Annotated in this window: 21 protein-coding genes; 18 read left to right on the top strand and 3 right to left on the bottom strand. The window is 67.2% G+C overall.

The features are described 5' to 3' along the window. Nucleotides 1–7: 7 nt before the first annotated feature. The 3 genes from dapB (at nucleotide 8) to C563_RS0118890 (ending at nucleotide 2,415) form a co-directional block, all read left to right on the top strand. Nucleotides 8–778 carry a 4-hydroxy-tetrahydrodipicolinate reductase gene (gene dapB / locus C563_RS0118900; RefSeq protein ID WP_018763642.1) on the top strand — a complete coding sequence of 257 codons (771 nt, stop codon included), beginning with the start codon at nucleotides 8–10 and terminating at the stop codon, nucleotides 776–778. A 2-nt stretch (nucleotides 779–780) separates the two neighbouring features. Further along, nucleotides 781–1,254 carry a hypothetical protein gene (locus C563_RS0118895; RefSeq protein WP_018763641.1) on the top strand — a complete coding sequence of 158 codons (474 nt, stop codon included), beginning with the start codon at nucleotides 781–783 and terminating at the stop codon, nucleotides 1,252–1,254. A gap of 213 nt (nucleotides 1,255–1,467) precedes the next feature. After that, nucleotides 1,468–2,415, top strand: coding sequence for a TM2 domain-containing protein (locus tag C563_RS0118890; RefSeq protein WP_018763640.1), 948 nt, complete (start codon nucleotides 1,468–1,470; stop codon nucleotides 2,413–2,415). Here C563_RS0118890 and C563_RS0118885 read toward each other — a convergent pair. Beyond that, complete coding sequence (locus tag C563_RS0118885; protein ID WP_018763639.1) at nucleotides 2,396–3,646, bottom strand: heparan-alpha-glucosaminide N-acetyltransferase domain-containing protein; 1,251 nt, start codon at nucleotides 3,644–3,646, stop codon at nucleotides 2,396–2,398. The genes C563_RS0118890 and C563_RS0118885 overlap by 20 nt on opposite strands. Nucleotides 3,647–3,778: 132 nt before the next feature. Here C563_RS0118885 and C563_RS21630 point away from each other — a divergent pair, with 132 nt between their 5' ends. The 7 genes from C563_RS21630 to C563_RS0118850 all read left to right on the top strand — a co-directional run bounded on the left by C563_RS21630 (nucleotide 3,779) and on the right by C563_RS0118850 (nucleotide 11,722). Beyond that, entirely contained in the window at nucleotides 3,779–4,159 is a 381-nt protein-coding gene (locus tag C563_RS21630; RefSeq protein ID WP_231369932.1) for a hypothetical protein, read from the top strand. 58 nt (nucleotides 4,160–4,217) lie between these two features. Beyond that, nucleotides 4,218–5,126, top strand: coding sequence for a 4-hydroxy-tetrahydrodipicolinate synthase (gene dapA, locus C563_RS0118875; protein ID WP_018763637.1), 909 nt, complete (start codon nucleotides 4,218–4,220; stop codon nucleotides 5,124–5,126). A gap of 40 nt (nucleotides 5,127–5,166) precedes the next feature. Next, a complete protein-coding gene (locus C563_RS0118870; protein WP_018763636.1) occupies nucleotides 5,167–6,858 on the top strand; it encodes a ribonuclease J in 1,692 nt (563 codons plus the stop codon). A 200-nt stretch (nucleotides 6,859–7,058) separates the two neighbouring features. Beyond that, the gene (locus tag C563_RS0118865; RefSeq protein ID WP_018763635.1) at nucleotides 7,059–9,944 is read left to right on the top strand and encodes an FtsK/SpoIIIE family DNA translocase; all 2,886 of its coding nucleotides are present in this window, start codon (nucleotides 7,059–7,061) and stop codon (nucleotides 9,942–9,944) included. A 45-nt stretch (nucleotides 9,945–9,989) separates the two neighbouring features. Further along, nucleotides 9,990–10,628, top strand: coding sequence for a CDP-diacylglycerol--glycerol-3-phosphate 3-phosphatidyltransferase (pgsA, locus tag C563_RS0118860; RefSeq protein WP_018763634.1), 639 nt, complete (start codon nucleotides 9,990–9,992; stop codon nucleotides 10,626–10,628). Further along, a complete protein-coding gene (locus tag C563_RS0118855; protein WP_018763633.1) occupies nucleotides 10,625–11,104 on the top strand; it encodes a CinA family protein in 480 nt (159 codons plus the stop codon). Before pgsA ends, C563_RS0118855 begins: the two co-directional genes overlap by 4 nt. A 165-nt stretch (nucleotides 11,105–11,269) precedes the next feature. Then, the gene (locus C563_RS0118850; protein WP_018763632.1) at nucleotides 11,270–11,722 is read left to right on the top strand and encodes a helix-turn-helix domain-containing protein; all 453 of its coding nucleotides are present in this window, start codon (nucleotides 11,270–11,272) and stop codon (nucleotides 11,720–11,722) included. Nucleotides 11,723–11,801: 79 nt separating this feature from the next. Here the strand turns inward: C563_RS0118850 and C563_RS0118845 are convergent, their stop codons facing one another. After that, complete coding sequence (locus C563_RS0118845) at nucleotides 11,802–12,332, bottom strand: MarR family winged helix-turn-helix transcriptional regulator (RefSeq protein ID WP_018763631.1); 531 nt, start codon at nucleotides 12,330–12,332, stop codon at nucleotides 11,802–11,804. 41 nt (nucleotides 12,333–12,373) lie between these two features. On the opposite strand from C563_RS0118845, the gene C563_RS0118840 reads away from it, so the two are divergent. From C563_RS0118840 to dapF, 6 genes are all read left to right on the top strand, one after another. Then, a complete protein-coding gene (locus C563_RS0118840) occupies nucleotides 12,374–12,598 on the top strand; it encodes a DUF3046 domain-containing protein (RefSeq protein WP_018763630.1) in 225 nt (74 codons plus the stop codon). 251 nt (nucleotides 12,599–12,849) lie between these two features. Then, entirely contained in the window at nucleotides 12,850–13,905 is a 1,056-nt protein-coding gene (recA, locus tag C563_RS0118835; RefSeq protein WP_026265110.1) for a recombinase RecA, read from the top strand. A 111-nt stretch (nucleotides 13,906–14,016) separates the two neighbouring features. Continuing rightward, nucleotides 14,017–14,565, top strand: coding sequence for a regulatory protein RecX (locus tag C563_RS21625; protein WP_018763628.1), 549 nt, complete (start codon nucleotides 14,017–14,019; stop codon nucleotides 14,563–14,565). Nucleotides 14,566–14,568: 3 nt separating this feature from the next. Further along, nucleotides 14,569–16,125 (top strand): tRNA (N6-isopentenyl adenosine(37)-C2)-methylthiotransferase MiaB, encoded by a 1,557-nt coding sequence (miaB, locus tag C563_RS0118825; RefSeq protein ID WP_026265108.1) that lies wholly within the window; start codon nucleotides 14,569–14,571, stop codon nucleotides 16,123–16,125. Nucleotides 16,126–16,128: 3 nt separating this feature from the next. Continuing rightward, nucleotides 16,129–17,025: a tRNA (adenosine(37)-N6)-dimethylallyltransferase MiaA gene (miaA, locus tag C563_RS0118820; RefSeq protein WP_018763626.1), complete on the top strand. Its 897-nt coding sequence runs from the start codon at nucleotides 16,129–16,131 to the stop codon at nucleotides 17,023–17,025. A gap of 44 nt (nucleotides 17,026–17,069) precedes the next feature. Then, nucleotides 17,070–18,014 (top strand): diaminopimelate epimerase, encoded by a 945-nt coding sequence (gene dapF / locus C563_RS0118815; RefSeq protein WP_026265106.1) that lies wholly within the window; start codon nucleotides 17,070–17,072, stop codon nucleotides 18,012–18,014. On the opposite strand, the gene C563_RS0118810 is transcribed toward dapF, so the two are convergent. Continuing rightward, the gene (locus C563_RS0118810) at nucleotides 17,986–18,609 is read right to left on the bottom strand and encodes a class I SAM-dependent methyltransferase (RefSeq protein ID WP_018763624.1); all 624 of its coding nucleotides are present in this window, start codon (nucleotides 18,607–18,609) and stop codon (nucleotides 17,986–17,988) included. The genes dapF and C563_RS0118810 overlap by 29 nt on opposite strands. Nucleotides 18,610–19,046: 437 nt before the next feature. Here C563_RS0118810 and hflX point away from each other — a divergent pair, with 437 nt between their 5' ends. Both hflX and C563_RS0118800 read left to right on the top strand, forming a co-directional pair. After that, complete coding sequence (gene hflX / locus C563_RS0118805; protein WP_018763623.1) at nucleotides 19,047–20,627, top strand: GTPase HflX; 1,581 nt, start codon at nucleotides 19,047–19,049, stop codon at nucleotides 20,625–20,627. Continuing rightward, nucleotides 20,620–22,680 carry an ATP-dependent DNA helicase gene (locus C563_RS0118800; RefSeq protein WP_018763622.1) on the top strand — a complete coding sequence of 687 codons (2,061 nt, stop codon included), beginning with the start codon at nucleotides 20,620–20,622 and terminating at the stop codon, nucleotides 22,678–22,680. The genes hflX and C563_RS0118800 overlap by 8 nt, the downstream gene beginning before the upstream one ends. Nucleotides 22,681–22,697 lie beyond the last annotated feature (17 nt).

Here is a 22,697-nt window from a genome sequence, read left to right as displayed (position 1 = left end):
GGATGGCATGACCGAACAACACTCCGCCCCCAAACTGGTAGCCGTCCTGGGCGCCAACGGACGCATGGGCGCCGAGGCCTTAAAAGCCATTGACGCCGCGCCCGACATGAAGCTCGTCGCAGCCCTGGGGCGGGGTGACTCGCTGGAGCAGCTGACGTCCTCCGGTGCGCAGTACGTAGTGGACCTCACGGTTCCCGAGAGCACCGAAGCGAATGTCCGGTTCGCCGTTGAACACGGCATGCACGCCGTGGTGGGCACCACGGGCTGGGACGCGGACAAGCTGTCCGCGCTGGAGTCCGTCCTGGCCCGGCACCCGGAGACCGGAGTGCTCATCGCACCGAACTTCGCCCTCGGGTCCGTCCTGGCCTCGGCCTTCGCAGCCAAGGCCGCCCAATACTTCGAGTCCGTGGAAATCATCGAGCTGCACCACCCGGACAAGGTGGACGCCCCGTCCGGCACCGCCGTCCGGACTGCCCAGCTCATCGCTGCCGGGCGCAGCGCAGCGCAGGTGCCGCCCAGCCCTGATGCCACCACCAGCGAACGTGCCGGTGCCCGCGGCTGCGACGTGGATGGCGTCCGGGTGCACAGCGTGCGGCTCCGCGGTCTTGTGGCGCACCAGGAAGTGCTGCTGGGCGGCCCCGGCGAGCAGCTGACCATCCGCCACGACTCTTTCGACCGTGCGTCCTTCATGCCCGGCGTTCTCCTGGGCGTTCGGCAGGTAGCCTCGCACCCCGGCCTGACCGTGGGGCTGGACGGTTACCTGGACCTGGGGCTCTGAGAATGAACGGGTTCGTTGCCGGCTTTCGGAAGAACCGCACCAAGATCTGGGTGGGAGCGGTGACGCTGCTGCTGGTCTTTTACCTGGTGGTGTCCTTCCAGCGCTCACTCCTGCTCCTGGCCGACAGCAACCTCACGGCAAAAGCCATTGGCGCGGCGTACCTGGTGCTGCCCGTGGTGGGCGCGTGGGCCCTGATCCGCGAACTGATGTTCGGTGCCCGCACCGAGCAGATGGCCAAGGTCCTGGAAGCCGAAGGCGGGTTGCCGGTGGATGAGCTGCCACGGACGCCCGGCGGCCGGATCGTCCGGGCGGCGGCAGACGCCGAGTTCGAAAAGTACCGTATCGAAGCCGAATCGGCTCCGGACGACTGGCGCTCATGGTTCCGGTTGAGCTGCGCTTACGACGCCGCCGGAGACCGCAAGCGGGCCCGGGCCTCCATGCGCGACGCCGTCCGGCTGTTCACAGCCGCGTCCTAGCAGCGGCCCTTCCCGTGGCCGGCCAAACGGCCGGCGCCTGCATGTGATTCTTGCGATGGGCATTTCTGCCCATCGCAGCCGCATGCCGCCCGCGGTATGTTCGTCTGGCAACAATTTCCGGCCTGGGGGCGGAGATGGGGTGGGCGGGTTCTCCGCCACGGTCGTCCTTCGAAACCCCGTTTGCCTGCACCGATCCCGCACGAAGGACGATCAATGAGCCAGCCGCCTTACCCCCAGCCCCAATACCCCCAGCCGCCCCACAGCGGACCGGCCGTGCCTCCGGTCCCGCCGGCACCCTCCCCGTTTGGCGGGCCGTACGCAACGAGCCCCCAGGGGGAATACCAGCCGGGTGCCTACCCGCACGTTCCCCACAACGACGGGCCGCGCAAGTCCTTTCTTGCCACCTGGCTCCTGTCCCTGCTCCTGGGCACCTTCGGGGCGGACCGGTTCTACCTCGGCAAGACCGGTTCCGCCGTGGCCAAGCTGCTGACGGCGGGCGGCCTGGGTATCTGGGCCATCGTGGACCTGGTCATGACCTTGACCGGGAACACCAGGGACATCCATGGCCGCCCGCTGGAGGGGTATCCGGAGAACAAGAAGAAGGCCTGGATCATCACCGCCGTCGTCTGGCTTGTGGGCGCTGTTACGGGAACGGTCCTGGCCATTGCCTCCATCGCCGTGGTTTCCGCTGCCGTTGAGGGCTTCAACGTCCCGGCCCAGGCGCCCCTCCCGGCCTCCCCGGCCGCACCGGCGCCGTCACCGGGCACGTCCACGGAAGCGAACTCCTCGGTGGTGACCATGTCCGAGGGCAACACGGTCAGGGTAGGAGTGCTGGATTCCATCTACACCGCCGAGATTCCCGGCATGTCCTACCTGGAACCAAAGAACGGCGGATTCCTGGCTGTGCAGGTGTCCTGGGAGACGGTGAGCGGTACCAGCTTTGCCACGCCGTCGAACTTCAGCGTCTTTGACGCGGACGGCAAGGAGGGCGAGCTGATCTACCTGGACAAGGAAATCGGTGGCCTGCAGACCGACGAGGTGGGCGCCGGTGATTCGCGCCAGGGCGTTATCGCTTTCGACGTCAAGGAGGGCCCCGTCACGGTGGTGGTCACCAACGACTACGGCGACCGGGCGTCCAGTTTCACCGTGACCCCGCAGTAGCAGGCCTCGGCAGCACGCCGCGGCCCAGTTGGCCCGCGGCGTGGCCCAGCCATTCCAGCGGGCCGCGCCACGACAACCTGGCAAACACCACGCCAACGGTGATGGCAACGGCGGCGTGTGCGAAGTACATGCCGTCCTCGGTCCAGCCGGCCGGCAACGGCTTCAGGTAGAAGTTCGACAACACCCAGACGTGGACCGTGTACAGGGTCAGGGTCATGGCCCCCGCGCCGCGCAGGGGCAGCAGCAGGTCCAGGTCAATCCACTCGGCGAGCCGCCCCAGCAGGAGGCACGCGCCGATGACGGCCGCCGCCACCGCCGAGGTGTGGAGCAGGTCAAGGGGGGTCCCGGAGTGTGGCGCAGCTGATGCCAGCCACCACCAGGAGCCGTCCTGCGGGAGCCCCGCCAGGTTTACCTGCAAGACACTGCCCAGCGGGTAGCCGGGGGCGTTGACGACTTTCTCCAGGGCGGCCAGGCCACCCCAATCCTCGATCGCGGCCACCCCGATGGCCTTGGCGGTGACGGCCACCACCGTTCCGCCCACCAGCAGGAGCACAGGGACCAGCGCCTTGGCAAGGACCAGGCGGCCGATGGCCAGGCCCACCAGCAGGTAGGCGAGCCACTGCACCACCGGGTAGTAGCCGGTCAGGAAGAGGTCGCCCAGCAGCTGGCCGGGGGTGCCCAGGTCCTCCCACCGCGGGTTGTGGCCCAGCTTCAGTGGCGGCTCAGCGGCAAGGAGCCAGGGGCGCAGCAGGTAGGCCAGCGCGGGCGACCCAAGGATCCAGCCCGCGGCCCAGGCGCACAGGGCCTTGGCGCCCAGGCCCAGGAAGGGCAGTACGCAAAGGAACAACACGGCGTAATGGACCAGGATGACGGCCACGTTCACTTCCAAGCCGCCCAGGGTAAGTCCGACGGCGGCAATCACCACGGCACGCAGCGCCACGCCGCGGCGGGCCTTCGCGAGATCGGGACCGGACAGCGGCTGGTGCTTTCCGGTGGACAGGGCAAGTCCCACCCCGGCCAGCACGGCGAAGAGGGCCGCGGCCCGTCCGGAGAAGGTGAGGCCGATCCAGGTCGGGGTGAGGTTGGCGTTCGACTCGAACGTTGGCAGCAGGTGCGTGGCCATCATGCCCAGAAGGGCGAGGCCCCGCGCTGCATCGATGCCGCGAAGACGGCCCGGCTGGTTCCGCCCGGGGGCCTTTCGCGACCGGGTGGCCGGGGTGCGGGACGTCATGACCCGATCGTCTCACATGCCCGTGCGGCGCGGCTTGCCGGTGAGGTGACGGGTGGCCGCCGGCGGACTATCGTGCCGATGCGGTGGCGGCGCACCCTTGTGTTCGAATATATGTTCGAATAACATGGCGGAATGGACACGCCATCATCCGGAATCCCCGCCCGGCGGGAAAGCCTGCAGCCGGCACATACCCACTCAGTCAACCTGCCGCTGAGGGCAATGAGTCCGGGCGTGGTGGACTACCTGTTCCGGCAGCTGGTGTCCGGGCGGCCGTCAGAGGACCTCCAGTGGGAGCGGGAAGGCATCGCCCTCGCGGCCCAGCCGGAGGGGGCGGAACTCGCCCGGCGGCTGTCCGAGACGGATATCGATGCCCTGACGCCCACCGAGCTGTTCCATTACGTGCGGGCCGCGCAGCGGCTCGCTGCCTGGGCGGAGGACCTCCGGCAGGCCGCCGTCGGCCGCTATTGCCACGCCGGAACAGACGCGCCGGGGCCCGGCAGCCAGGCTGTTTGACGCTCGTCACGCCCGTGGCATTGTCCTAACCAGCCGGGGACAGGGTAACGTTTTTTCCATGGCTGATTCTTCCGCGCACATCCCTGCCCTCGGTACCCTCCTGACCGCCATGGTCACGCCGTTTACCAAGGACGGCGCAGTGGACTACGACCAGGCGGCTGCGCTGGCCAGCAAGCTCGTCGACGACGGCTGCGACGGGCTGGTGGTCACCGGCACCACCGGTGAGACCTCAACCCTGACCGACGAAGAGAACCTCGGCATGTTCCGCGCGGTGAAAGACGCAGTCGGTGGCCGCGCCGCGATCATTGCCGGTACCGGCACCAACGACACAGCCCACTCGGTCCACCTGTCCAAGCAGGCCGCTGCCCTCGGCGTCGACGGACTGCTCCTGGTGACCCCTTACTACAACAAGCCGAGCCAGGCCGGTGTCCGCGCCCACTTCGAGACCGTCGCCTCCGCCGTGGACGTTCCGGTCATGCTCTACGACATTCCGGGCCGGTCCTCCATCGCGATCGAACCCGACACCATGATCCGGCTGGCCCAGCACCCCAACATTGTGGCCGTCAAGGACGCCAAGGCGGACCTCGTTGCGGCAACCCGGGTCATGGCCGAAACCGACCTCCTCTTCTACTCCGGCGACGACGGACTGACCCTGCCGTGGATGGCGCTGGGCGCCGTCGGACTGGTGGGCGTCACCACCCACGTGGCCACGCGCCGCTTCCGCGAACTCATCGACGCCGTCAACGCCAACGACCTCGGCACCGCCCGGAAGATCAACGTTGAACTCCAGCCGGTGGTCCGGGCAACCATGACCCGCGTCCAGGGGGCCGTGGCGGCCAAGCAGATTCTTAAATGGCAGGGAGTCCTGCCCAACTCGATTGTCCGTTTGCCCCTCGTGGAGCCGGACGAAACCGAGATCGAAACCATCCGCGGGGATTTGGCGGAAGCTGGGCTGGTCTTCTCCTGAGGCTAAGACCGGCACCCTTCCGCCTGGAAAGTAGTGCATTATGACCCAAACTGCCCTTACCGGCCTTGTCACCCCTCCGCGCCTGCCCCAGGGCACGCTGCGGATCGTTCCGCTGGGCGGGCTGGGGGAGATCGGCCGGAACATGGCCGTGTTCGAAATCGACGGCAAGCTGCTGATCGTGGACTGCGGTGTCCTCTTCCCTGAGGAAACCCAGCCCGGCGTCGACCTGATCCTGCCCGATTTCTCCTACATCGAGGACCGGCTGGATGACGTCGTGGCTGTCGTCCTCACGCACGGCCACGAGGACCACATCGGCGCCGTGCCGTACCTGCTGCGCCTGCGCAACGACATCCCGCTGGTGGGATCGCAACTGACCCTTGCCCTGATCGAGGCCAAGCTGCAGGAACACCGCATCCGGCCCTATACGCTCACCGTGGAGGAGGGCCAGGTGGAGAAGTTCGGCCCCTTCGAATGCGAATTCGTGGCCGTCAACCACTCCATCCCGGACGCCCTGGCCGTCTTCATCCGCACTGCGGGCGGAACGGTCCTGCACACCGGCGACTTCAAGATGGACCAGCTGCCCCTTGACGGCCGGATCACCGACCTCCGGCACTTCGCCAAGCTGGGCGAGGAGGGCGTGGACCTTTTCATGTCCGACTCCACCAACGCCGACGTGCCCGGATTCACCACGGCCGAGAAGGAAATCGGCCCCACCTTGGAGCGCCTCTTCGGCCAGGCCACCAAACGCATTATCGTGGCGTCCTTCTCCTCCCACGTCCACCGCGTGCAGCAAGTCCTCGACGCCGCCGCCAAGCACAACCGCAAGGTGGCCTTCGTGGGCCGCTCCATGGTCCGCAACATGGCCATCGCGGAAAAGCTTGGCTACCTGGATGTTCCCGCCGGATTGATCGTGGACATCAAGAACATCGACAACCTGCCGGACAACCGCGTGGTGCTGATGTCCACAGGCTCCCAGGGCGAGCCCATGGCCGCCCTGTCCAGGATGGCCAACGGCGACCACCGCGTGGTGGTGGGCGACGGCGACACCGTGATCCTGGCTTCCAGCCTCATCCCGGGCAACGAGAACGCCGTGTTCCGGATCATCAACGGCCTCCTGAAGCTCGGCGCCGATGTCATCCACAAGGGCAACGCCAAGGTCCACGTCTCCGGCCACGCCGCCGCGGGTGAGCTGCTGTACTGCTACAACATCCTTGAGCCCTTGAACGCCATGCCCGTGCACGGCGAAACCCGGCACCTCATCGCCAACGGCAAGATCGCCATCGAGTCCGGCGTGCCCGAGGCGAGCGTCATCCTTGCCGACAACGGCACAGTCATCGACCTCCGCGACCACCAGGCAGACATCGTCGGCCAGGTGGAGGTGGGCTTTGTCTACGTTGACGGGTCCAGCGTGGGTGAAATCACCGATGCCGACCTCAAGGACCGCCGCATCCTCGGTGACGAAGGATTCATTTCGATCATCACGGTCATCCACCGCGCCACCGGCAAGGTAGTGTCCGGTCCGGAAATCCACGCCCGCGGCGTCGCCGAGGACGATTCCGTCTTCGACGACATCATCCCCAAGATCAACGCGGCGCTGGAGGAAGCAGTCCAGAACCACGCCGACCACACCAGCCACCAGCTCCAGCAGGTGGTGCGCCGCGTCGTGGGCACCTGGGTCAACCGCAAGCTGCGCCGCAAGCCCATGATCATCCCGGTGGTGCTCGAGGCCTGAGCGCCCCGCGCGGCCCGGCTGCGACACTGGGCTGCGCGGACAACGTCGCTGCACCTCCGATAAGGCCCGGTTCCCAGTGGACCGGGCCTTTTCGTGCGTCCCGCCCAGCGCATCCGCAAGCGCATCGGCAAGCCCCGGCAGGCGGCCCGGCAGCCCCGATATCCCCGGAATCACAGCATGCTTCCGGTACCGTGGCTACTATGGCCACACGTACTACTTCCGCGCCCAAAGGTACCGGCAGGGGCAGCTCCGGCAGCAAAGCCGGAAGCTCCACAGGCCGCGGAACCGGCTCCACAGCCGGCAAGACAGGGCGCGGCGGCTCAACCAGCACCGCACGCACCCGACAGCTTCCCGCCGTCGAACACCACCAGCCTTGGCTCCTGCGCGTCGTGGCCGGGGCATGGCTCGGAATCGGGCACCTGGTGGGCGGGGGAGTACGCCGGATCGGCTACGACGTCAGCGACCTCCCCGCGGACGAACGCCGCGACGGTGCCGCGCTGTTCAACCTGGCCCTGGGTGTGTTCATTGCCACGTTCGCCTGGTGGGGCCTGACGGGCTGGTTCCCGGACGCCGTCTACGCCGTGGTCAACGGAACCTTCGGCTGGCTCTCCCTGCTGCTCCCGCTCATGCTCTTTGTCTGCGCGTTCCGCTTGTTCAGGCGCCCCTCGGACGGCCGGGGCAACAATCGGGTGGGCATCGGCTTCCTTATCATGACCTTCGCCGGGTGCGGCCTGGCCCACATCCTCGGCGGCCAGCCCACGGTTGCCGATGGCTTCGACGGCCTCCGCAAAGCCGGCGGCATGCTCGGCTTCCTGGCCGCCAGTCCCTTGGCCGCCATCCATCCCGCCGTGCCGGTGGCACTCTACGGGCTGCTGGCCTTCGTTTCGCTGCTGATCATCACGGCCACCCCGTTCACCGCCATCCCGCGCCGCCTTCGCGGAGCCTACGAGCACCTCATGGGCATCGACCTGATGGACCAGGAGCCCGGCGACACCCACGACCGCAGCTACCTCGAACGCACCCCAGCCGCTGAACCCAAAAAGAAAAAGCGTAGGCTGTTCGGCAAGGACCAGGAGCCCGACGCCGGCCTTGAAGGCTACGTGGGCGACGAAGCCTTCGAACATGCGGTCATCGACGACGACGAGCCGGAGCCCGCACGGCCCGCACCCGGCGTCCGGCGCCCCACCCAGGCGGAGATCGCCGTCGAAAAAATCAAGGCGGCGCAGGGCCTGGGCGCAGGAGCGGCGCCTCCCGCGGAGAACGCCACCGAGGCCATCCCGCTGGTCATTCCCGGCGCCGCGGCTCCCGGGAAACCGGCCGCCGCACCCACGGTGCCCTCGAATCCGGTAGCGCCCGCTCCGCCACCGGTGCCCATCCCGCAGCGCACCGAGCAACTTTCCCTCGCCGGGGACGTCACCTACACGCTCCCCGCCTCGGACTACCTGACCCCCGGGTCCATCCCGAAGGAACGCACCGAGGCCAATGACGCCGTCGTCGCCGCCCTGACCGACACCCTCACGCAGTTCAACGTCGATGCCACCGTCACCGGCTTCAGCCGCGGCCCCACGGTCACCCGGTACGAAATCGAACTCTCACCCGGCACCAAGGTGGAACGCGTCACCGCGCTGTCCAAGAACATCTCCTACGCGGTCGCCAGCTCCGACGTCCGGATCCTCAGCCCCATCCCCGGCAAGTCCGCGATCGGCATCGAGATCCCCAACACGGACCGCGAAACCGTCTCCCTGGGCGACGTCCTCCGCAGCCAGAACGCCCGCCGCACGGACCACCCCATGGTGATGGGCGTGGGCAAGGACGTCGAAGGCGGCTACGTGGTGGCCAACCTCGCCAAGATGCCGCACCTCCTGGTCGCCGGTGCCACCGGTGCCGGTAAGTCCTCGTTCGTGAACTCGATGATCACCTCGATCCTGATGCGCGCCACCCCGGACGAGGTGCGCATGGTCATGGTGGACCCCAAGCGCGTGGAATTGACCGCCTACGAGGGCGTCCCGCACCTGATCACCCCCATCATCACCAACCCCAAGAAGGCCGCCGAGGCGCTGCAGTGGGTGGTCCGCGAGATGGACGCCCGCTACGACGACCTCGCCAACTACGGCTTCAAGCACATCGACGACTTCAACAAGGCCGTCCGCGCCGGGAAGGTCCACCCGCCGGTGGACTCCAAGCGCGTCATCCGCCCCTACCCGTACCTGCTGGTGATCGTGGACGAACTCGCCGACCTGATGATGGTGGCCCCGCGCGACGTCGAAGACTCGATCGTCCGCATCACCCAGCTGGCCCGCGCCGCCGGCATCCACTTGGTGCTGGCCACCCAGCGGCCCTCGGTGGATGTCGTCACCGGCCTGATCAAGGCCAACGTGCCCTCCCGCATGGCCTTCGCCACCTCCTCGGTCACCGACTCCCGCGTTGTCCTCGACCAGCCCGGCGCCGAAAAACTCATCGGCCAAGGCGACGCGCTCTTCCTGCCGATGGGTGCTTCCAAGGCGATGCGCGTCCAGGGCGCCTGGGTCACCGAGTCGGAGATCCACAAGGTGGTGGAGCACGTCAAGGGACAGCTCCAGGCCGTCTACCGGGACGACGTCGCCCCCGAGGCGGAAAAGAAGCAGATCGACGACGACATCGGCGATGACCTCGAGGTGCTGCTGCAGGCCACGGAACTCGTGGTCACCACGCAGTTCGGCTCCACCTCCATGCTGCAGCGCAAGCTCCGGGTGGGGTTCGCCAAGGCCGGCCGGCTCATGGACCTGCTCGAGTCCAGGGGAGTGGTGGGCCCGTCCGAGGGTTCCAAGGCCCGCGACGTGCTGGTCAAGCCGGACGACCTCGCCGCGGTCCTGGCCGCGATGAAGGGACAGGAAGCACCGGCCGCCCCGGATTCGCAGACAGCCGCGCTCAGTGACAATGCCAACGCCAACATCGCCCAGGGCGGCTACGCAGAGGACCTGGTGGCCGCGGACCTGGACAAACGGAAGCAGAACGTCGAGTACTACGACGGCTCCGATTCCGCTCCCGGCGGGTACGGCGATGACGACGACGGCTCCGAGGACGCCTGGTCGCTCACCGGACGGTAGGGCCGCGCCGGCGTTGCGGCAGCCCCGGGAAGGTAGCCTAGGAACGTGACTAGCACCGATGCCACCGCCGCCGGCCCGCGCCGTGCCGGGGTCTGGAACCTTCCCAACGTCCTGACCATGATCCGCATCGCGCTGGTCCCGTTCTTTGTGTGGTTCCTTGTGGCGGATGCCCCCGGCCTGCACAGTGGGGCCGGGCCGTGGCGTTGGGCCGCGGTGGCGGCGTTCGCCGTCGCCATCTACACGGACAAGCTCGACGGCGACATCGCCAGGAGCCGGAACCTTGTCACGGACTTCGGCAAGATCGCCGACCCCATCGCGGACAAGCTGCTCATCGGATCGGCCCTGGTCATGCTTTCCCTGCTGGGTGAACTGCCGTGGTGGGCAACGCTGGTGATCCTGGTCCGGGAATGGGGAATCACGGCCCTGCGCTTCTTCGTCATCCGCTATGGGGTCATTCCCGCTTCCCGCGGCGGAAAGCTCAAGACCGTCGTGCAGACCGCAGCGATCTTCCTGTATTTGCTCCCCTTGGGCGCCTTTGCGCCGTGGCTGGTGTGGGTTGCTTTCGCCGTCATGATGGCGGCGCTGGCCATCACCGTGTGGACCGGCGTCGAGTATGTCATCGAAGCCCTGCGCCTGCGCGCGAAGGGGCGGCAGGCAGGAACGGCGAAAGGGCAGGAACCGTGAGCAACCTCCACCATCTCGCCGGACAGGCCGTGCGGCAGGCACTTGACGCGGGACTGACCGTTGCCACGGCAGAGTCCCTGACCGCCGGCATGGTCTCCGCCGTCCTCGCCGACACCCCCGGCGCCTCCGGCATGCTTCAGGGCGGCGTCGTGGCGTACCAGAATTCGGTCAAGGAAGGCGTACTCCACGTCCCCGCCGGGCTCCTGGCAAGGGTCGGCTCCGTCGACCCGGACGTCGCCCGCGCCATGGCGGCAGGAGCCCGCGACGTCCTGGGCGCCCACCTCGGGGTTTCCACCACCGGCGTGGCCGGTCCGGAGCCGCACGACGGCAAACCCGTGGGGCGGGTCTATGTCGGGATTGCCACCGCCGCCGGTACCGCGGCATTTGAATACTCCTTCACCGGCAGCAGGCCTGATATCCGCGCCGAAGCGTGTGCGGCGGCCCTCGAACGACTCCTCCAGGCGATCTCCGCCTGACGCTTGCCCGCTCAAGTTACCGCACGTAAAGTTGCCGGGAACAAAAGCCGGTACCGATTAGTTATTACATTGTGTCGCTTCCGGAGAGCGGAGGCGCCTAGGATGAAACGACCAGACGGTCCGCCTTTCGGCGGACCTGACCAATGAGGGAGCAAGGCGATACAGATGGTAAAGCAGCCCGTATCCGTAAACGGCGTTGTCCGCTGGAAGGATGTGGGCCTCGCCGAACAGGCTAAGAGCGAACAGAAGGAGCGCAAGATGGTGGTACTTCGTCACGAAATTGGTGATGTGCTGCGCGATGTCCGCCAGCGTCAGGGGCGCACGCTCCGTGAAGTTTCGCACAGCGCCCGCGTTTCCCTGGGGTACCTCAGCGAAGTGGAGCGTGGCCAGAAGGAAGCCTCGTCGGAGCTCCTGTCCTCGATTTGCTCGGCCCTGGACGTGCCGTTGTCCAGCATGCTTCGGGAGGTCAGCGACCGGGTGGCGGTAGCCGAGGGCGTTGCAGTTCCGGACACCGTACCGCAGGAATTCTCCCAGCGTTACGGCCGTGACCTGGAACGCGACCTCAACGCTGAACTGAACGACGAACTCTCCACAGGCCTTCTCTCCGGCGCCCGTTAGGGGCAGCCCCCACCCGTTGGGTGGGCCGTGGAACCAGGAAGCCCCCGGCATGGCCGGGGGCTTCCTTGCGTGAAGGCGGTTAGCTCTCCTGTGCCGGCGACGCGCCCGGTGCTTCCTTCGGGAATCCGTCGGGCTCGTAGGTGGCGTTCAGCTTGGCCATGTAGCGGGCCAGCTCCTGCAGGTCCTCCACCGGCCATTCCCGCAGCCGTTCCTGAAAGACCTGGCGCCGGGCGTCCTGGACCTGGTGCATCTTTTCCTCCCCCTTGGGCGTCAGCCGGATGGCCTGCGCCCGGCGGTCCAGCGGATCGGCCTCCTTGGAAACCAGCCCCAGGCCTTCAAGGAATGCGATCTGCCGGCTGACGGAGGGCTTGCCCACCCCGATGTTCATTGCCAGTTCGGTCAGCCGGATGGGCCCCTCCCGGCGGATCACGGTCAACAGCCCGTACGCCGCAGGCTCCATGTCCGGGTGCACTTCCCGGGACAGCTGGTTCGAGATGGCCCGGGCCCGCCGCCAAAAAAGACTGATCTGGTGTTCGACGTTCTGCAGGGCCGTGTCGGCGGCAGCCTCGATTGAGACATCAGCCGGCGTGCGATCGGGGGAGTTGCTCATGGCAACAATTCTAGGGTCCCCAATCATGAGAGGATTTACCGATGCGAATCAGCGACTACTGGCGGCTCATGGATGACGAGTTCGGCGCGGGCTACTCCCGAGTGCTGAGCAGTACCCTGGTCCTGGCCGGGGTGGGCGGGCGAACCGCGGACCAGGCACTGGCCGCCGGCGTGGAACCGCGCAAGGTCTGGCTTGCCGTCTGCGACCTCCAGGACGTGCCGGCGGACCGCCGGCTCGGCCGGGACATAGCCCCCCGCCGCGACTGATTCCCGCGGGGCACCCTCCATCCGCCGGCCGGCCGGGCCCTCCTGCCGACCGGTCCGGGAACCCTTGCCGGACACGCCGCGCGACCATCCTCTTCGAATACCTGTTCGGATAACGCTATGCTCTTTCTATTGGGTTTATCCACATAGCCGATGTCCTGAGGCCGGAATGTCAGTGGGTCCCCTTAGCGTCAGAGATGACCAACAAGACGGCCGCACAGGCCACCATCGAGAAAGCATTAGAGGTGTCAACCATGGCGGCAGCCCCGGATCGTGCAAAAGCGCTGGAAGCAGCACTTGCCCAGATTGACAAGCAGTTCGGCAAGGGATCGGTGATGCGCCTGGGCGACGAAGTCCGTGCCCCCATCGAAGTCATCCCTACCGGGTCCATTGCCCTGGACGTCGCCCTGGGCATTGGCGGGCTGCCCCGTGGCCGTGTGGTGGAGATCTATGGGCCGGAATCGTCAGGTAAGACCACCGTGGCACTGCACGCCGTTGCCAACGCCCAGCGGCTGGGTGGCATCGCTGCCTTCATCGACGCCGAGCACGCCCTGGACCCGGACTATGCCGCGAAGCTCGGCGTGGATACCGACGCCTTGCTGGTCTCGCAGCCGGACACCGGTGAACAGGCCTTGGAAATCATGGACATGCTGGTGGGCTCCGGCTCCTTGGACATCGTCGTCATCGACTCCGTCGCCGCCCTGGTTCCGCGTGCTGAAATCGAAGGCGACATGGGCGACAGCCACGTTGGCCTCCAGGCACGGCTCATGAGCCAGGCACTGCGTAAAATTACCGGCCGCTTGAGCCAGACCAAGACCACCGCCATCTTCATCAACCAGCTCCGCGAAAAGATCGGCGTGTTCTTCGGTTCCCCCGAAACCACCACCGGTGGCAAGGCGCTGAAGTTCTACGCGTCGGTCCGCATCGACGTCCGGCGCATCCAGACCCTGAAGGAAGGCGCTGATTCGGTCGGCAACCGGACCAAGGCCAAGATCGTAAAGAACAAGATGGCCCCGCCCTTCAAGGTGGCCGAGTTCGACATCATCTACGGCCAGGGCATCTCCCGCGAAGGCGGCATTATCGACATGGGCGTCGAGCACGGCATCATCAAGAAGTCCGGCTCCTGGTTCACGTACGATGGCGACCAGTTGGGCCAGGGCATGGAGAACTCGCGCCGGTTCCTCCGCGACAACCCCGAGCTTGCCGCCGAACTGGAGCGCCTCATCAAGGAGAAACTCGGTGTGGGCGTGAAGCCGGCGGAGGACGAGTCCAAGGACACGCCCAAGCTGAAAGCCGTCGACGGGTTCTAGCCCTTGACATGGTCTCCCGAGGCGCATCCTCCCGACGCCAGGTCACCCAAATCCGGTTCCCGGCGGCGCCGCTCCGCCAACCCCGCCCGTGGGGCAACGGAGCGGTCTGCTGTGCCCGAAGATCCCCTGGCAGAGGACGCCGAACCGGATCCTGCCGGGGTGGCCAAGGCCATCGTGTACCGGCAACTGACGGCCTCGCCGAAGAGCAGGCTGCAGCTTGCCCGGAAACTGGCCGAACGGAACATTCCGGAACGCGTTGCAGAGGAAGTCCTGGACAAATTCCAGGAAGTCCGCCTGATCGATGACGCCGAATTTGCTGACATGTGGGTCAGGAGCCGATCCCAGTCCCGCAAGCTCGCCAGGGGAGCCCTCCGGCGCGAGCTGTCGGAGAAGGGCATCGACCCCGAAACCGCTGCCGCGGCCCTGGAACAAGTGACCGACGCCGACGAGGAAACTGCCGCCAGGACCCTGGTTGAGCGCAAGCTGCGGCCCGGAACAAACCTGTCAGACCCGGCCGAACGGGATAAAGCAGTGCGCCGTCTGGCGTCCATGCTGGCGCGAAAGGGCTACCAGCCCGGGCAGGCGTTCAGGATCGTCAATGAGGTACTCGGTTCAGTCCAGGATCCCGACGGTGACCCGCTCCAAAGCCGGTACCCTTAACGGGTGAGTTTGACCATTCCTTCCCCCCATTCCGGCACCACCCCTTCCGTTGAACCCGGGACGGGTCCGCAGCCCGGAGCCCGGCCGCGTACCTACCAGGTGCGGACGTTCGGGTGCCAGATGAACGTCCACGACTCGGAGCGGATGGCGGGACTCCTTGAAGACGCCGGGTACGTTCCCGCGGAAGGCGAGCAAGCCGACGTCGTGGTGTTCAACACCTGCGCGGTGCGCGAAAACGCTGACAACAAGCTCTACGGAAACCTCGGGATCCTGGCGCCCGTCAAGGCGGCGAACCCCGGGATGCAGATCGCCGTGGGCGGATGCCTGGCCCAGAAGGACCGGGAAACCATCCTCAAGAAGGCGCCCTGGGTCGACGCCGTTTTCGGCACCCACAATGTTGGTGCGCTCCCGGCCCTGCTCGACCGGGCCCGGCACAACGACGAAGCACAGCTGGAAATCCTGGAGTCCCTGGACGTGTTCCCGTCCACGCTGCCCACCAAGCGCGACTCCGTGTACTCCGGCTGGGTGTCCATCTCCGTTGGCTGCAACAACACCTGCACGTTCTGCATCGTGCCGGCCCTCCGGGGTAAGGAAAAGGACCGCCGCCCGGGTGAGATCCTCGCCGAAATCCAGGCCCTCGTGGACGACGGCGCCATCGAAGTCACGCTGCTTGGCCAGAACGTCAACTCCTACGGAGTGGAGTTCGGCGACCGCCAGGCCTTCTCCAAGCTCCTCCGTGCCTGCGGCGAAATCGACGGGCTGGAACGGGTCCGTTTCACCAGCCCGCACCCGGCGGCGTTTACCGACGACGTCATTGAGGCCATGGCGGAAACACCCAATGTCATGCCCCAGCTGCACATGCCGCTGCAGTCCGGCTCGGACAGCATCCTGAAGGCCATGAAGCGGTCCTACCGGTCCACCAAGTTCCTCGGCATCCTGGACAAGGTCCGGGACAGGATCCCGGACGCCGCCATCTCCACCGACATCATCGTCGGCTTCCCCGGCGAGACGGAAGAGGACTTCCAGGCCACGCTCGACGTCGTCGAGAAGTCGCGCTTTGCCACCGCCTTCACCTTCCAGTACTCCAAGCGGCCGGGGACCCCTGCCGCCGACCTGCCGGACCAACTGCCCAAGGCCGTGGTCCAGGAAAGGTTCGAACGGCTCACCGCACTGCAGGACAGGATCGCCGCGGAGGAGAACCGGAAGCAGCTCGGCCGGCGGCTGGAGGTCATGGTCACCGCCCAGTCGGGGCGCAAGTCTGAGGAGACGCACCGGCTCTCCGGCCGGTCCAGGGACCAGAGGCTGGTACATTTCTCGGTTCCTGAAGGCGCGCCGGCCCCGAGGCCGGGCGACCTCGTAACAGTCACCATCACCGAAGCCGCTGCCTTCCACCTGGTGGCCGACCCCACGCCCGAGGACTACAGCCTGCGCAGGTCGCGCGCCGGGGACGCGTGGGACCGGTCGCAGGCCGATTCCTGCGGCGCGCCGGTGCCGGGGAGCGGGGCTGGACAAAAGGGTGTCTCGCTGGGCATGCCTTCGCTGCCGCTGCGCACCCGCTGACCGGTGGTCGCCCCGCCCGTCATCGCCGTCGTCGGTCCCACTGGCTCCGGCAAATCGGATCTTGCCGTCAACCTTGCCCTGGAACTCGACGGCGAGGTCATCAACGCCGACGCCATGCAGTTCTACCGGGGAATGGACATCGGCACCGCGAAGATCTCCGTGGCCGAGCGCAAGGGCGTGCCGCACCACCTCCTGGACGTCATGGACGTCACGCAGGAAGCGAGCGTCTCCACATTCCAGGAGCAGGCCCGCAACGTGATAGCGGCTGTCCATGCCCGCGGCAAGAGGGCCATCCTCGCCGGCGGCTCGGGGCTCTACGTACGGGCCGCCCTGGACGTACTGGAGTTCCCCGGTACGGACGCCTCATTGCGCGCCCGGCTTGAGGCCGAATACGCGGAACGCGGGACGGCAGAACTCCTGGCAAGGCTCCGCGCGGTGGATCCCGTGTCGGCCGAGCGGCTCTCTGATGCCCGGCGGATCATCCGCGCCCTGGAAGTCCACGAACTCACCGGACGGCCTTTCAGCTCCTTCATGCCCCGCCGGGAGTACCACCAGCCGGCTGTCCAGGTGGGCCTGGCCGTGAACCGTGATGTCCTGCGGGAGCGCCTGGCAGCCAGGGTCCACCGGATGGTGGACGCCGGGCTGCTGGCAGAAGTGGGGACGCTTGACGCCCAAGGCCTGCGGACCGGGAAGACAGCCTCCCGGGCCCTCGGCTATTCACAGTTCCTGCGGGTCCTCGACGGCGCCTCAACCGTGGCGGACGCTGCGGAGGAAACCATTGTGGCCACCCGCCAATTTGCCCGCCGCCAGCTCACATGGTTCCGCGCCGACCCCCGCATCACGTGGCTGGACTGGCAGGATCCGGAACTTGCCGGCAAGGCTGCACTGCTCTGCAGGTAGCCGCGGTTTCAGCGGCAGCGGCATCCGCCGCTACGCTTGGGACCATGAATGCTACCCCCGTCGAAACGTCCGGATCCGCCCTTCGTGCCATGGGCGGCCTCCGCTTTTCCAAGGGGCACGGCACGGGCAACGACTTCGTCCTGGTGGCCGATCCTGAGGGCACCCGCAGCTTCGATGCGCACCAGGCAGCGGCCCTTTGCGACCGGCACCAGGGAATCGGCGCCGACGGGCTGATCAGGGCCGTGCCCTCCCGCTTCCTGACGGAGGGCAGGGAACTGCTGCTGGACACCCCCGGCGCGGAATGGTTCATGGATTACCGGAACGCGGACGGTTCGCTGTCCGAAATGTGCGGAAACGGGGTCCGGGTGTTCGTCCACTTCCTGCGCACCGAGGGGCTGATCGACCTGCCCGACGGCGGTTCACTTGCCATCGGGACGCGCGGCGGGGTAAAGACCGTGGTCCGTACCGGGAACGACTACGCGGTGGACATGGGCCCCTGGGAGTTCATCTTTCCCGGCGAAGCCAGTGCCAAGGCCATGGATTCCCTCGTCGCTGCCGACGGGCTGGAGGTTCCCCGGCCGGCCTTGTCCGTGAGCATGGGCAACCCGCACACCGTGGTGGCCCTCGCCGAGCTGTCCGAGCTGGCCGGCACCCGGCTTTTCACCGCGCCGAAAGTCGATCCCGTCCCGGCAAACGGTACCAACGTGGAGTTCGTCGTTCCGGCTGAGCCCCTTGTGCACGACGGCGTCGGATCGGTGACCATGCGCGTGCATGAGCGCGGTGTGGGGGAGACGCAATCCTGCGGCACGGGCGCCTGCGCGGCCGCCGTCGCCATCCGGCACTGGGCAGGTGCCGAGGCTCCCGACGTCTGGCGCGTCCATGTTCCCGGAGGGGTTGTAGGCGTCAAGTTCTTCGCCGGACCCGGCGGCCACGAGCATGTTGAGCTCAGCGGTCCGGCGGTCATTGTGGCGAGCGGGACGCTTTCCTGACCTTCAGGATCCGGAAGGACTTGGCGGTCGATTCGCGCGTCACGGTGAAGGAGCTGTCCAGTTCGGCGGCCAGCCAGCGCTGCAGCGAGTCCGAGCCCAGGTTCTTCTGGACCACCAGCCACGCCGTCCCGCCCTCAGCCAGGCGGGGGAGCCACAGCTTCAGCAGGGCATGCAGTTCTTCCTTGCCGATCCTGATGGGCGGATTGGACCAAATGGTGTCGAAACGCACTTCGGGGTCTACGGCCTCAGGCGTGCTGGCAACGACATTGGACAGGCCCAGCGCCTCGGCATTCTCGTTGGTCAGGGTGATGCACCGTTCGTTGACGTCCACCGCGTAGACCCTTGACTGGGGCGCCAGCAGAGCCATGGTGAGGGCCACCGGCCCCCAGCCGCAACCAATGTCCAACAGGTTGCCGTGGGGGTTCGGCGCAGGGACCTCCGCCAGAAGTACTGCAGTGCCCTTGTCGATGCCGTCCGGGCTGAAAATGCCCGAGGAGGTCTGGAGCCTGCGCGTTCCGCCGGCCAGTTCCACGGTGAGGGGCTTGCGGGTAAAGGGCCCGGCGGGGGACGTGCTGAAATAGTGAGCGGACTCCATAACTGGCCAGAGTAGTTCCCCCTGCAGCGTAATGGGAAACTGTGCCTGCGCCCCTCTGTTAGGCTAATGGGCATGTTCTTGATCTTCGAGTAGCCGGTACGGGCCCCGCCCGTTCCTGCCGCTGCCCAGCAGAGGCAGCCCGTCCCACAGCGACGCAGGTTCCCATGCCTTCCGCTTGTGCACCGGACCGGACCATTCCGTCCAGGCCCGGCCGCCGGACAGTACTCGAACGTCAGCCTTCTGCTGCGCTTCCTGCAATTCTCCGGCCTCGCCCGCCCAGCCGCCCCTGCAACGCGGCATCCCGGCCCCGGCACCGCCGCCGGCGGCCCCACCATCAGGAGGACTGCATGACCGCAGGCCGTCAGCCCAGCGCGAATTCTTCCCACCTTCCAACTAATCGGCACTATTCTGGAAATGCCGAATCTTCAAAGGAGACCATGACCAGCCAGCCAAACACCGGGTCCGATCCAGCCGCCCAGGACATGAGTCCCGAGGAAATCCAGGCTGTCATCGACCGGATCCTCGCCAAGGACGTACCGGCCCGGAAAGTCAGCACGCCCAGCGGCGACGGCAGCGGCACCGGAAAAGCCGTGCTCGGCAAGGCCCAGGCCATATCCCGCCTCGACGAAGAACATTCAACGTTCGACGGCGACCAGCAGGACCTCGAGGAACGCCGGGCCCTGCGCCGCAGGGCAGGGTTGTCCACCGAACTCGAAGACGTCACCGAGGTCGAATACCGCCAGCTCCGCCTGGAACGCGTGGTCCTGGCAGGGCTCTGGTCCGACGGAACACTGGCCGACGCCGAAAATTCGCTGCGCGAGCTTGCCGCCCTCGCCGAGACGGCCGGCTCCGAGGTCCTCGACGGGCTGGTACAGCGGAGGGCCAAGCCGGATCCCGGAACGTTCCTGGGCTCGGGCAAGGCGCTCGAACTCAAGGACATCGTCATGTCCACCGGTGCGGACACCGTGGTGGTGGACGCCGAGCTCGCACCCTCGCAGCGTCGTGGCCTCGAAGACATCGTCAAGGTCAAGGTGATCGACCGTACGGCCCTGATCCTGGACATCTTCGCCCAGCACGCCAAGAGCCGCGAGGGCAAGGCCCAAGTGGAGCTGGCACAGCTGGAATACCTGCTTCCCCGACTCCGCGGCTGGGGCGAATCGATGTCCCGCCAGGCAGGCGGCCAAGTGGGTGGCGCCGCCGCCGGCATGGGCTCGCGCGGCCCGGGTGAAACCAAGATCGAACTGGACCGGCGCCGGATCCGTACGCGCATGGCCAAGCTTCGGCGCGAGATCGCCGCGATGAAGCCGGCGCGGGAAACCAAGCGGGCCAACCGCCGTCGTAACGAGGTACCGTCGGTGGCCATTGCCGGGTACACCAACGCGGGGAAATCCTCCCTGCTCAACAGGCTCACCGACGCCGGCGTCCTGGTGGAGAACGCCTTGTTCGCCACCCTGGATCCCACCGTCCGCAAGGCCGAAACCGCTGACGGCCTGGGTTACACCCTGGCCGACACCGTGGGCTTCGTCCGCTCGCTGCCCACCCAGCTGGTGGAGGCCTTCCGCTCCACCCTCGAAGAGGTGGCCGATTCGGACCTGATCCTGCACGTGGTGGACGCCTCGCACCCCGATCCCGAGGGCCAGATCGCCGCGGTCCGGAAGGTCTTCAGCGAAGTTGACGCCCGCAAGGTGCCTGAGATCATCGTGCTGAACAAGGCCGATGCCGCCGATCCCTTCGTGATTGAGCGGCTGAAGCAGCGCGAACCACGCCATGTGGTGGTCTCGGCCCGGACGGGTGAGGGTATTGCCGAGCTGCTGAAGGCCATCAGCGACGCCATCCCGAGGCCCAGCGTGAAGCTTGAACTGCTCATTCCGTACGACCGGGGCGACCTGCTCAGCAAGCTGCACGAATCCGACGCCGAAATCATCCACCTCGACCACGTTGAGGAAGGTACCAGGGCCGTGGTGATGGTCCGCGAGGGCCTGGCATCCGAGCTGGAACCATTCGCCCTCAATGACTGACCTCGCGGCCGGGGAAGCTGCGCAGGCGGCCGGCGAGCAGTTCGTCCTTGAACTGCTCGACCGCGCCGTCGCCGGCATGGGCGGACAAAGCCGCACCGGACAACACGAAATGGCCCGCCAGGTGGCCCGGGCCATCAGTTCGGGCAACCATCTCCTGGTCCAGGCCGGCACCGGGACCGGCAAGTCCCTGGCCTACCTGGTACCGCTCATTGCCCACGCGTTGGAAAGCAATAAGCCCGCCCTGGTGTCCACGGCCACGCTGGCCCTGCAAACCCAGATCGTGGGCAGGGACCTGCCCCGCCTCCTGAAGAACATCACCCCGGCCCTGGATCGGCCCGTCAAAGTGGCCCTGGTCAAGGGGCGGTCCAACTACGTCTGCCGCCACAAGGTGGAGGGCGGGTTCCCTTCCGAAGAGCCTTCGGAGGGCCAGCTGTTCTCCCTGGGCGAGGACACCAGCGTGCCGCACTTCGCCGCATCTGTGGGCGGTCCCGCCTCCCAGCTGGGCAAGGAAGTGGTGCGGCTGCGGGAGTGGGCCGAAAAAACGGCCACCGGCGACCGTGACGAGCTCCTTCCCGGCGTGACCGACCGTGCATGGCGGCAGGTGTCCGTGACCTCCATGGAATGCCTGGGGGCGCAAAAATGTCCCATGGCCGCTGAGTGCTTCAGTGAACTGGCGCGGCAGGACGCGGCCGAGGCAGACGTCGTGGTGACCAACCACGCCATGCTCGCCGTCAGCGCCTTCGAGGGGCTCGCCGTGCTGCCCGAATATGACGTCGTGGTAGTGGACGAGGCGCATGAACTGCAGGACCGCGTCACCGGGGCCGTCTCCGGGCAGTTGTCCGTCGCCATGGTGCACGCCGCCGCATCAGGTGCCCGCAAACACACGGCCATCACCGTTGACGCCCTGAACGCTGCGGCCGCCAACCTTGAGCTGGCCCTCGCCGGGGCCCCGAACGGCCTGCTGCCCAACGGCCTGAACGACGAACAGCTGGACTGCGTGGACCAGCTGCGTGAGGCCTGCCGCGCGGCGCTGTCCGATTCCAAGGGGGACAGCAACACCACGGCCGACGGCGGGCGGCAGCTCGCCCGGTCCCGCCTCATGCTGATCCTTGAATTATGCGAACGGCTGCTGGCTGCCCGGGAGAACCGCGAAGTGGTCTGGTTCTCGCGCGCGAGCACCTTCGACCCCGGCCAGGGTTACTCCCAGCCTGACGAGAATGCGCCGGTGCTGGTCAACATCGCGCCGCTGTCCGTTGCCGGGCGGCTGAGGGAAGGACTCTTCGCCGGCCACACTGTTGTGCTGACCTCTGCCACCCTGGCCATCGGGTCCGCGTTCGAACCGGCAGCGGGCGGGCTGGGACTGATAGGCGACGGAGCTCCCAGCTGGACGGGGGTGGATGTCGGCTCACCCTTCGACTACCCCAAACAGGGCATCCTCTACGTGGCGGGACACCTGCCCAAACCGGGCCGGGGTGTTTCGCCGGAAGCCCTGGAGGAGCTCGAGGCGCTCATCAAAGCATCCGGTGGCGGGGCTCTTTGCCTCTTTTCCTCGCGTCGGGCTGCGGAGGAGGCCGCCGATGCCCTGCGGCCCAAGCTCGATATGACCGTGCTCTGCCAGGGCGAGTCAACCATGACCGCCCTGGTCAAGCAGTTCGCGGACGAACCGGATACCTGCCTCTTCGGGACTATGTCCCTGTGGCAGGGGGTGGACGTTCCGGGCGGGTCGTGCCGGCTCGTGGTGATCGACCGGATTCCCTTCCCCCGGCCGGACGATCCCCTCATGACAGCTCGGTCGCGGGCCGTGGCCCAGGCCGGTGGCAACGGTTTCATGTCGGTGTCGGCTACCCACGCGGCCATCCGGCTGGCGCAGGGCGCCGGGCGGCTGATCCGGTCAACCGGCGACAAAGGAGTGGTGGCGGTGCTGGATTCGCGGCTGGCAACCGAACGTTATGCGGGCTTCCTGCGGGCCGCGCTGCCGCCTTTCTGGTCCACTACGGACCGCAGCAAGGCGCTGGCCGCACTCACCAGGCTCGGCGCGGAGGCCTCTGAATAGAGGCCTGCCGCGGCCGG

Source organism: Arthrobacter sp. 135MFCol5.1 (assembly GCF_000374865.1).
GTDB lineage: Bacteria > Actinomycetota > Actinomycetes > Actinomycetales > Micrococcaceae > Arthrobacter.
This window is presented reverse-complemented; position numbering and strand designations above follow the sequence as displayed.

Coding starts and splice junctions, on each gene's coding strand:
- dapB (WP_018763642.1), top strand. CDS start 8: ATGACCGAACAACACTCCGCCCCCAAACTGGTAGCCGTCCTGGGCGCC.
- C563_RS0118895 (WP_018763641.1), top strand. CDS start 781: ATGAACGGGTTCGTTGCCGGCTTTCGGAAGAACCGCACCAAGATCTGG.
- C563_RS0118890 (WP_018763640.1), top strand. CDS start 1,468: ATGAGCCAGCCGCCTTACCCCCAGCCCCAATACCCCCAGCCGCCCCAC.
- C563_RS0118885 (WP_018763639.1), bottom strand. CDS start 3,646: ATGACGTCCCGCACCCCGGCCACCCGGTCGCGAAAGGCCCCCGGGCGG.
- C563_RS21630 (WP_231369932.1), top strand. CDS start 3,779: ATGGACACGCCATCATCCGGAATCCCCGCCCGGCGGGAAAGCCTGCAG.
- dapA (WP_018763637.1), top strand. CDS start 4,218: ATGGCTGATTCTTCCGCGCACATCCCTGCCCTCGGTACCCTCCTGACC.
- C563_RS0118870 (WP_018763636.1), top strand. CDS start 5,167: ATGACCCAAACTGCCCTTACCGGCCTTGTCACCCCTCCGCGCCTGCCC.
- C563_RS0118865 (WP_018763635.1), top strand. CDS start 7,059: ATGGCCACACGTACTACTTCCGCGCCCAAAGGTACCGGCAGGGGCAGC.
- C563_RS0118850 (WP_018763632.1), top strand. CDS start 11,270: ATGGTAAAGCAGCCCGTATCCGTAAACGGCGTTGTCCGCTGGAAGGAT.
- C563_RS0118845 (WP_018763631.1), bottom strand. CDS start 12,332: ATGAGCAACTCCCCCGATCGCACGCCGGCTGATGTCTCAATCGAGGCT.
- C563_RS0118840 (WP_018763630.1), top strand. CDS start 12,374: ATGCGAATCAGCGACTACTGGCGGCTCATGGATGACGAGTTCGGCGCG.
- recA (WP_026265110.1), top strand. CDS start 12,850: ATGGCGGCAGCCCCGGATCGTGCAAAAGCGCTGGAAGCAGCACTTGCC.
- dapF (WP_026265106.1), top strand. CDS start 17,070: ATGAATGCTACCCCCGTCGAAACGTCCGGATCCGCCCTTCGTGCCATG.
- C563_RS0118810 (WP_018763624.1), bottom strand. CDS start 18,609: ATGGAGTCCGCTCACTATTTCAGCACGTCCCCCGCCGGGCCCTTTACC.
- hflX (WP_018763623.1), top strand. CDS start 19,047: ATGACCAGCCAGCCAAACACCGGGTCCGATCCAGCCGCCCAGGACATG.
- C563_RS0118800 (WP_018763622.1), top strand. CDS start 20,620: ATGACTGACCTCGCGGCCGGGGAAGCTGCGCAGGCGGCCGGCGAGCAG.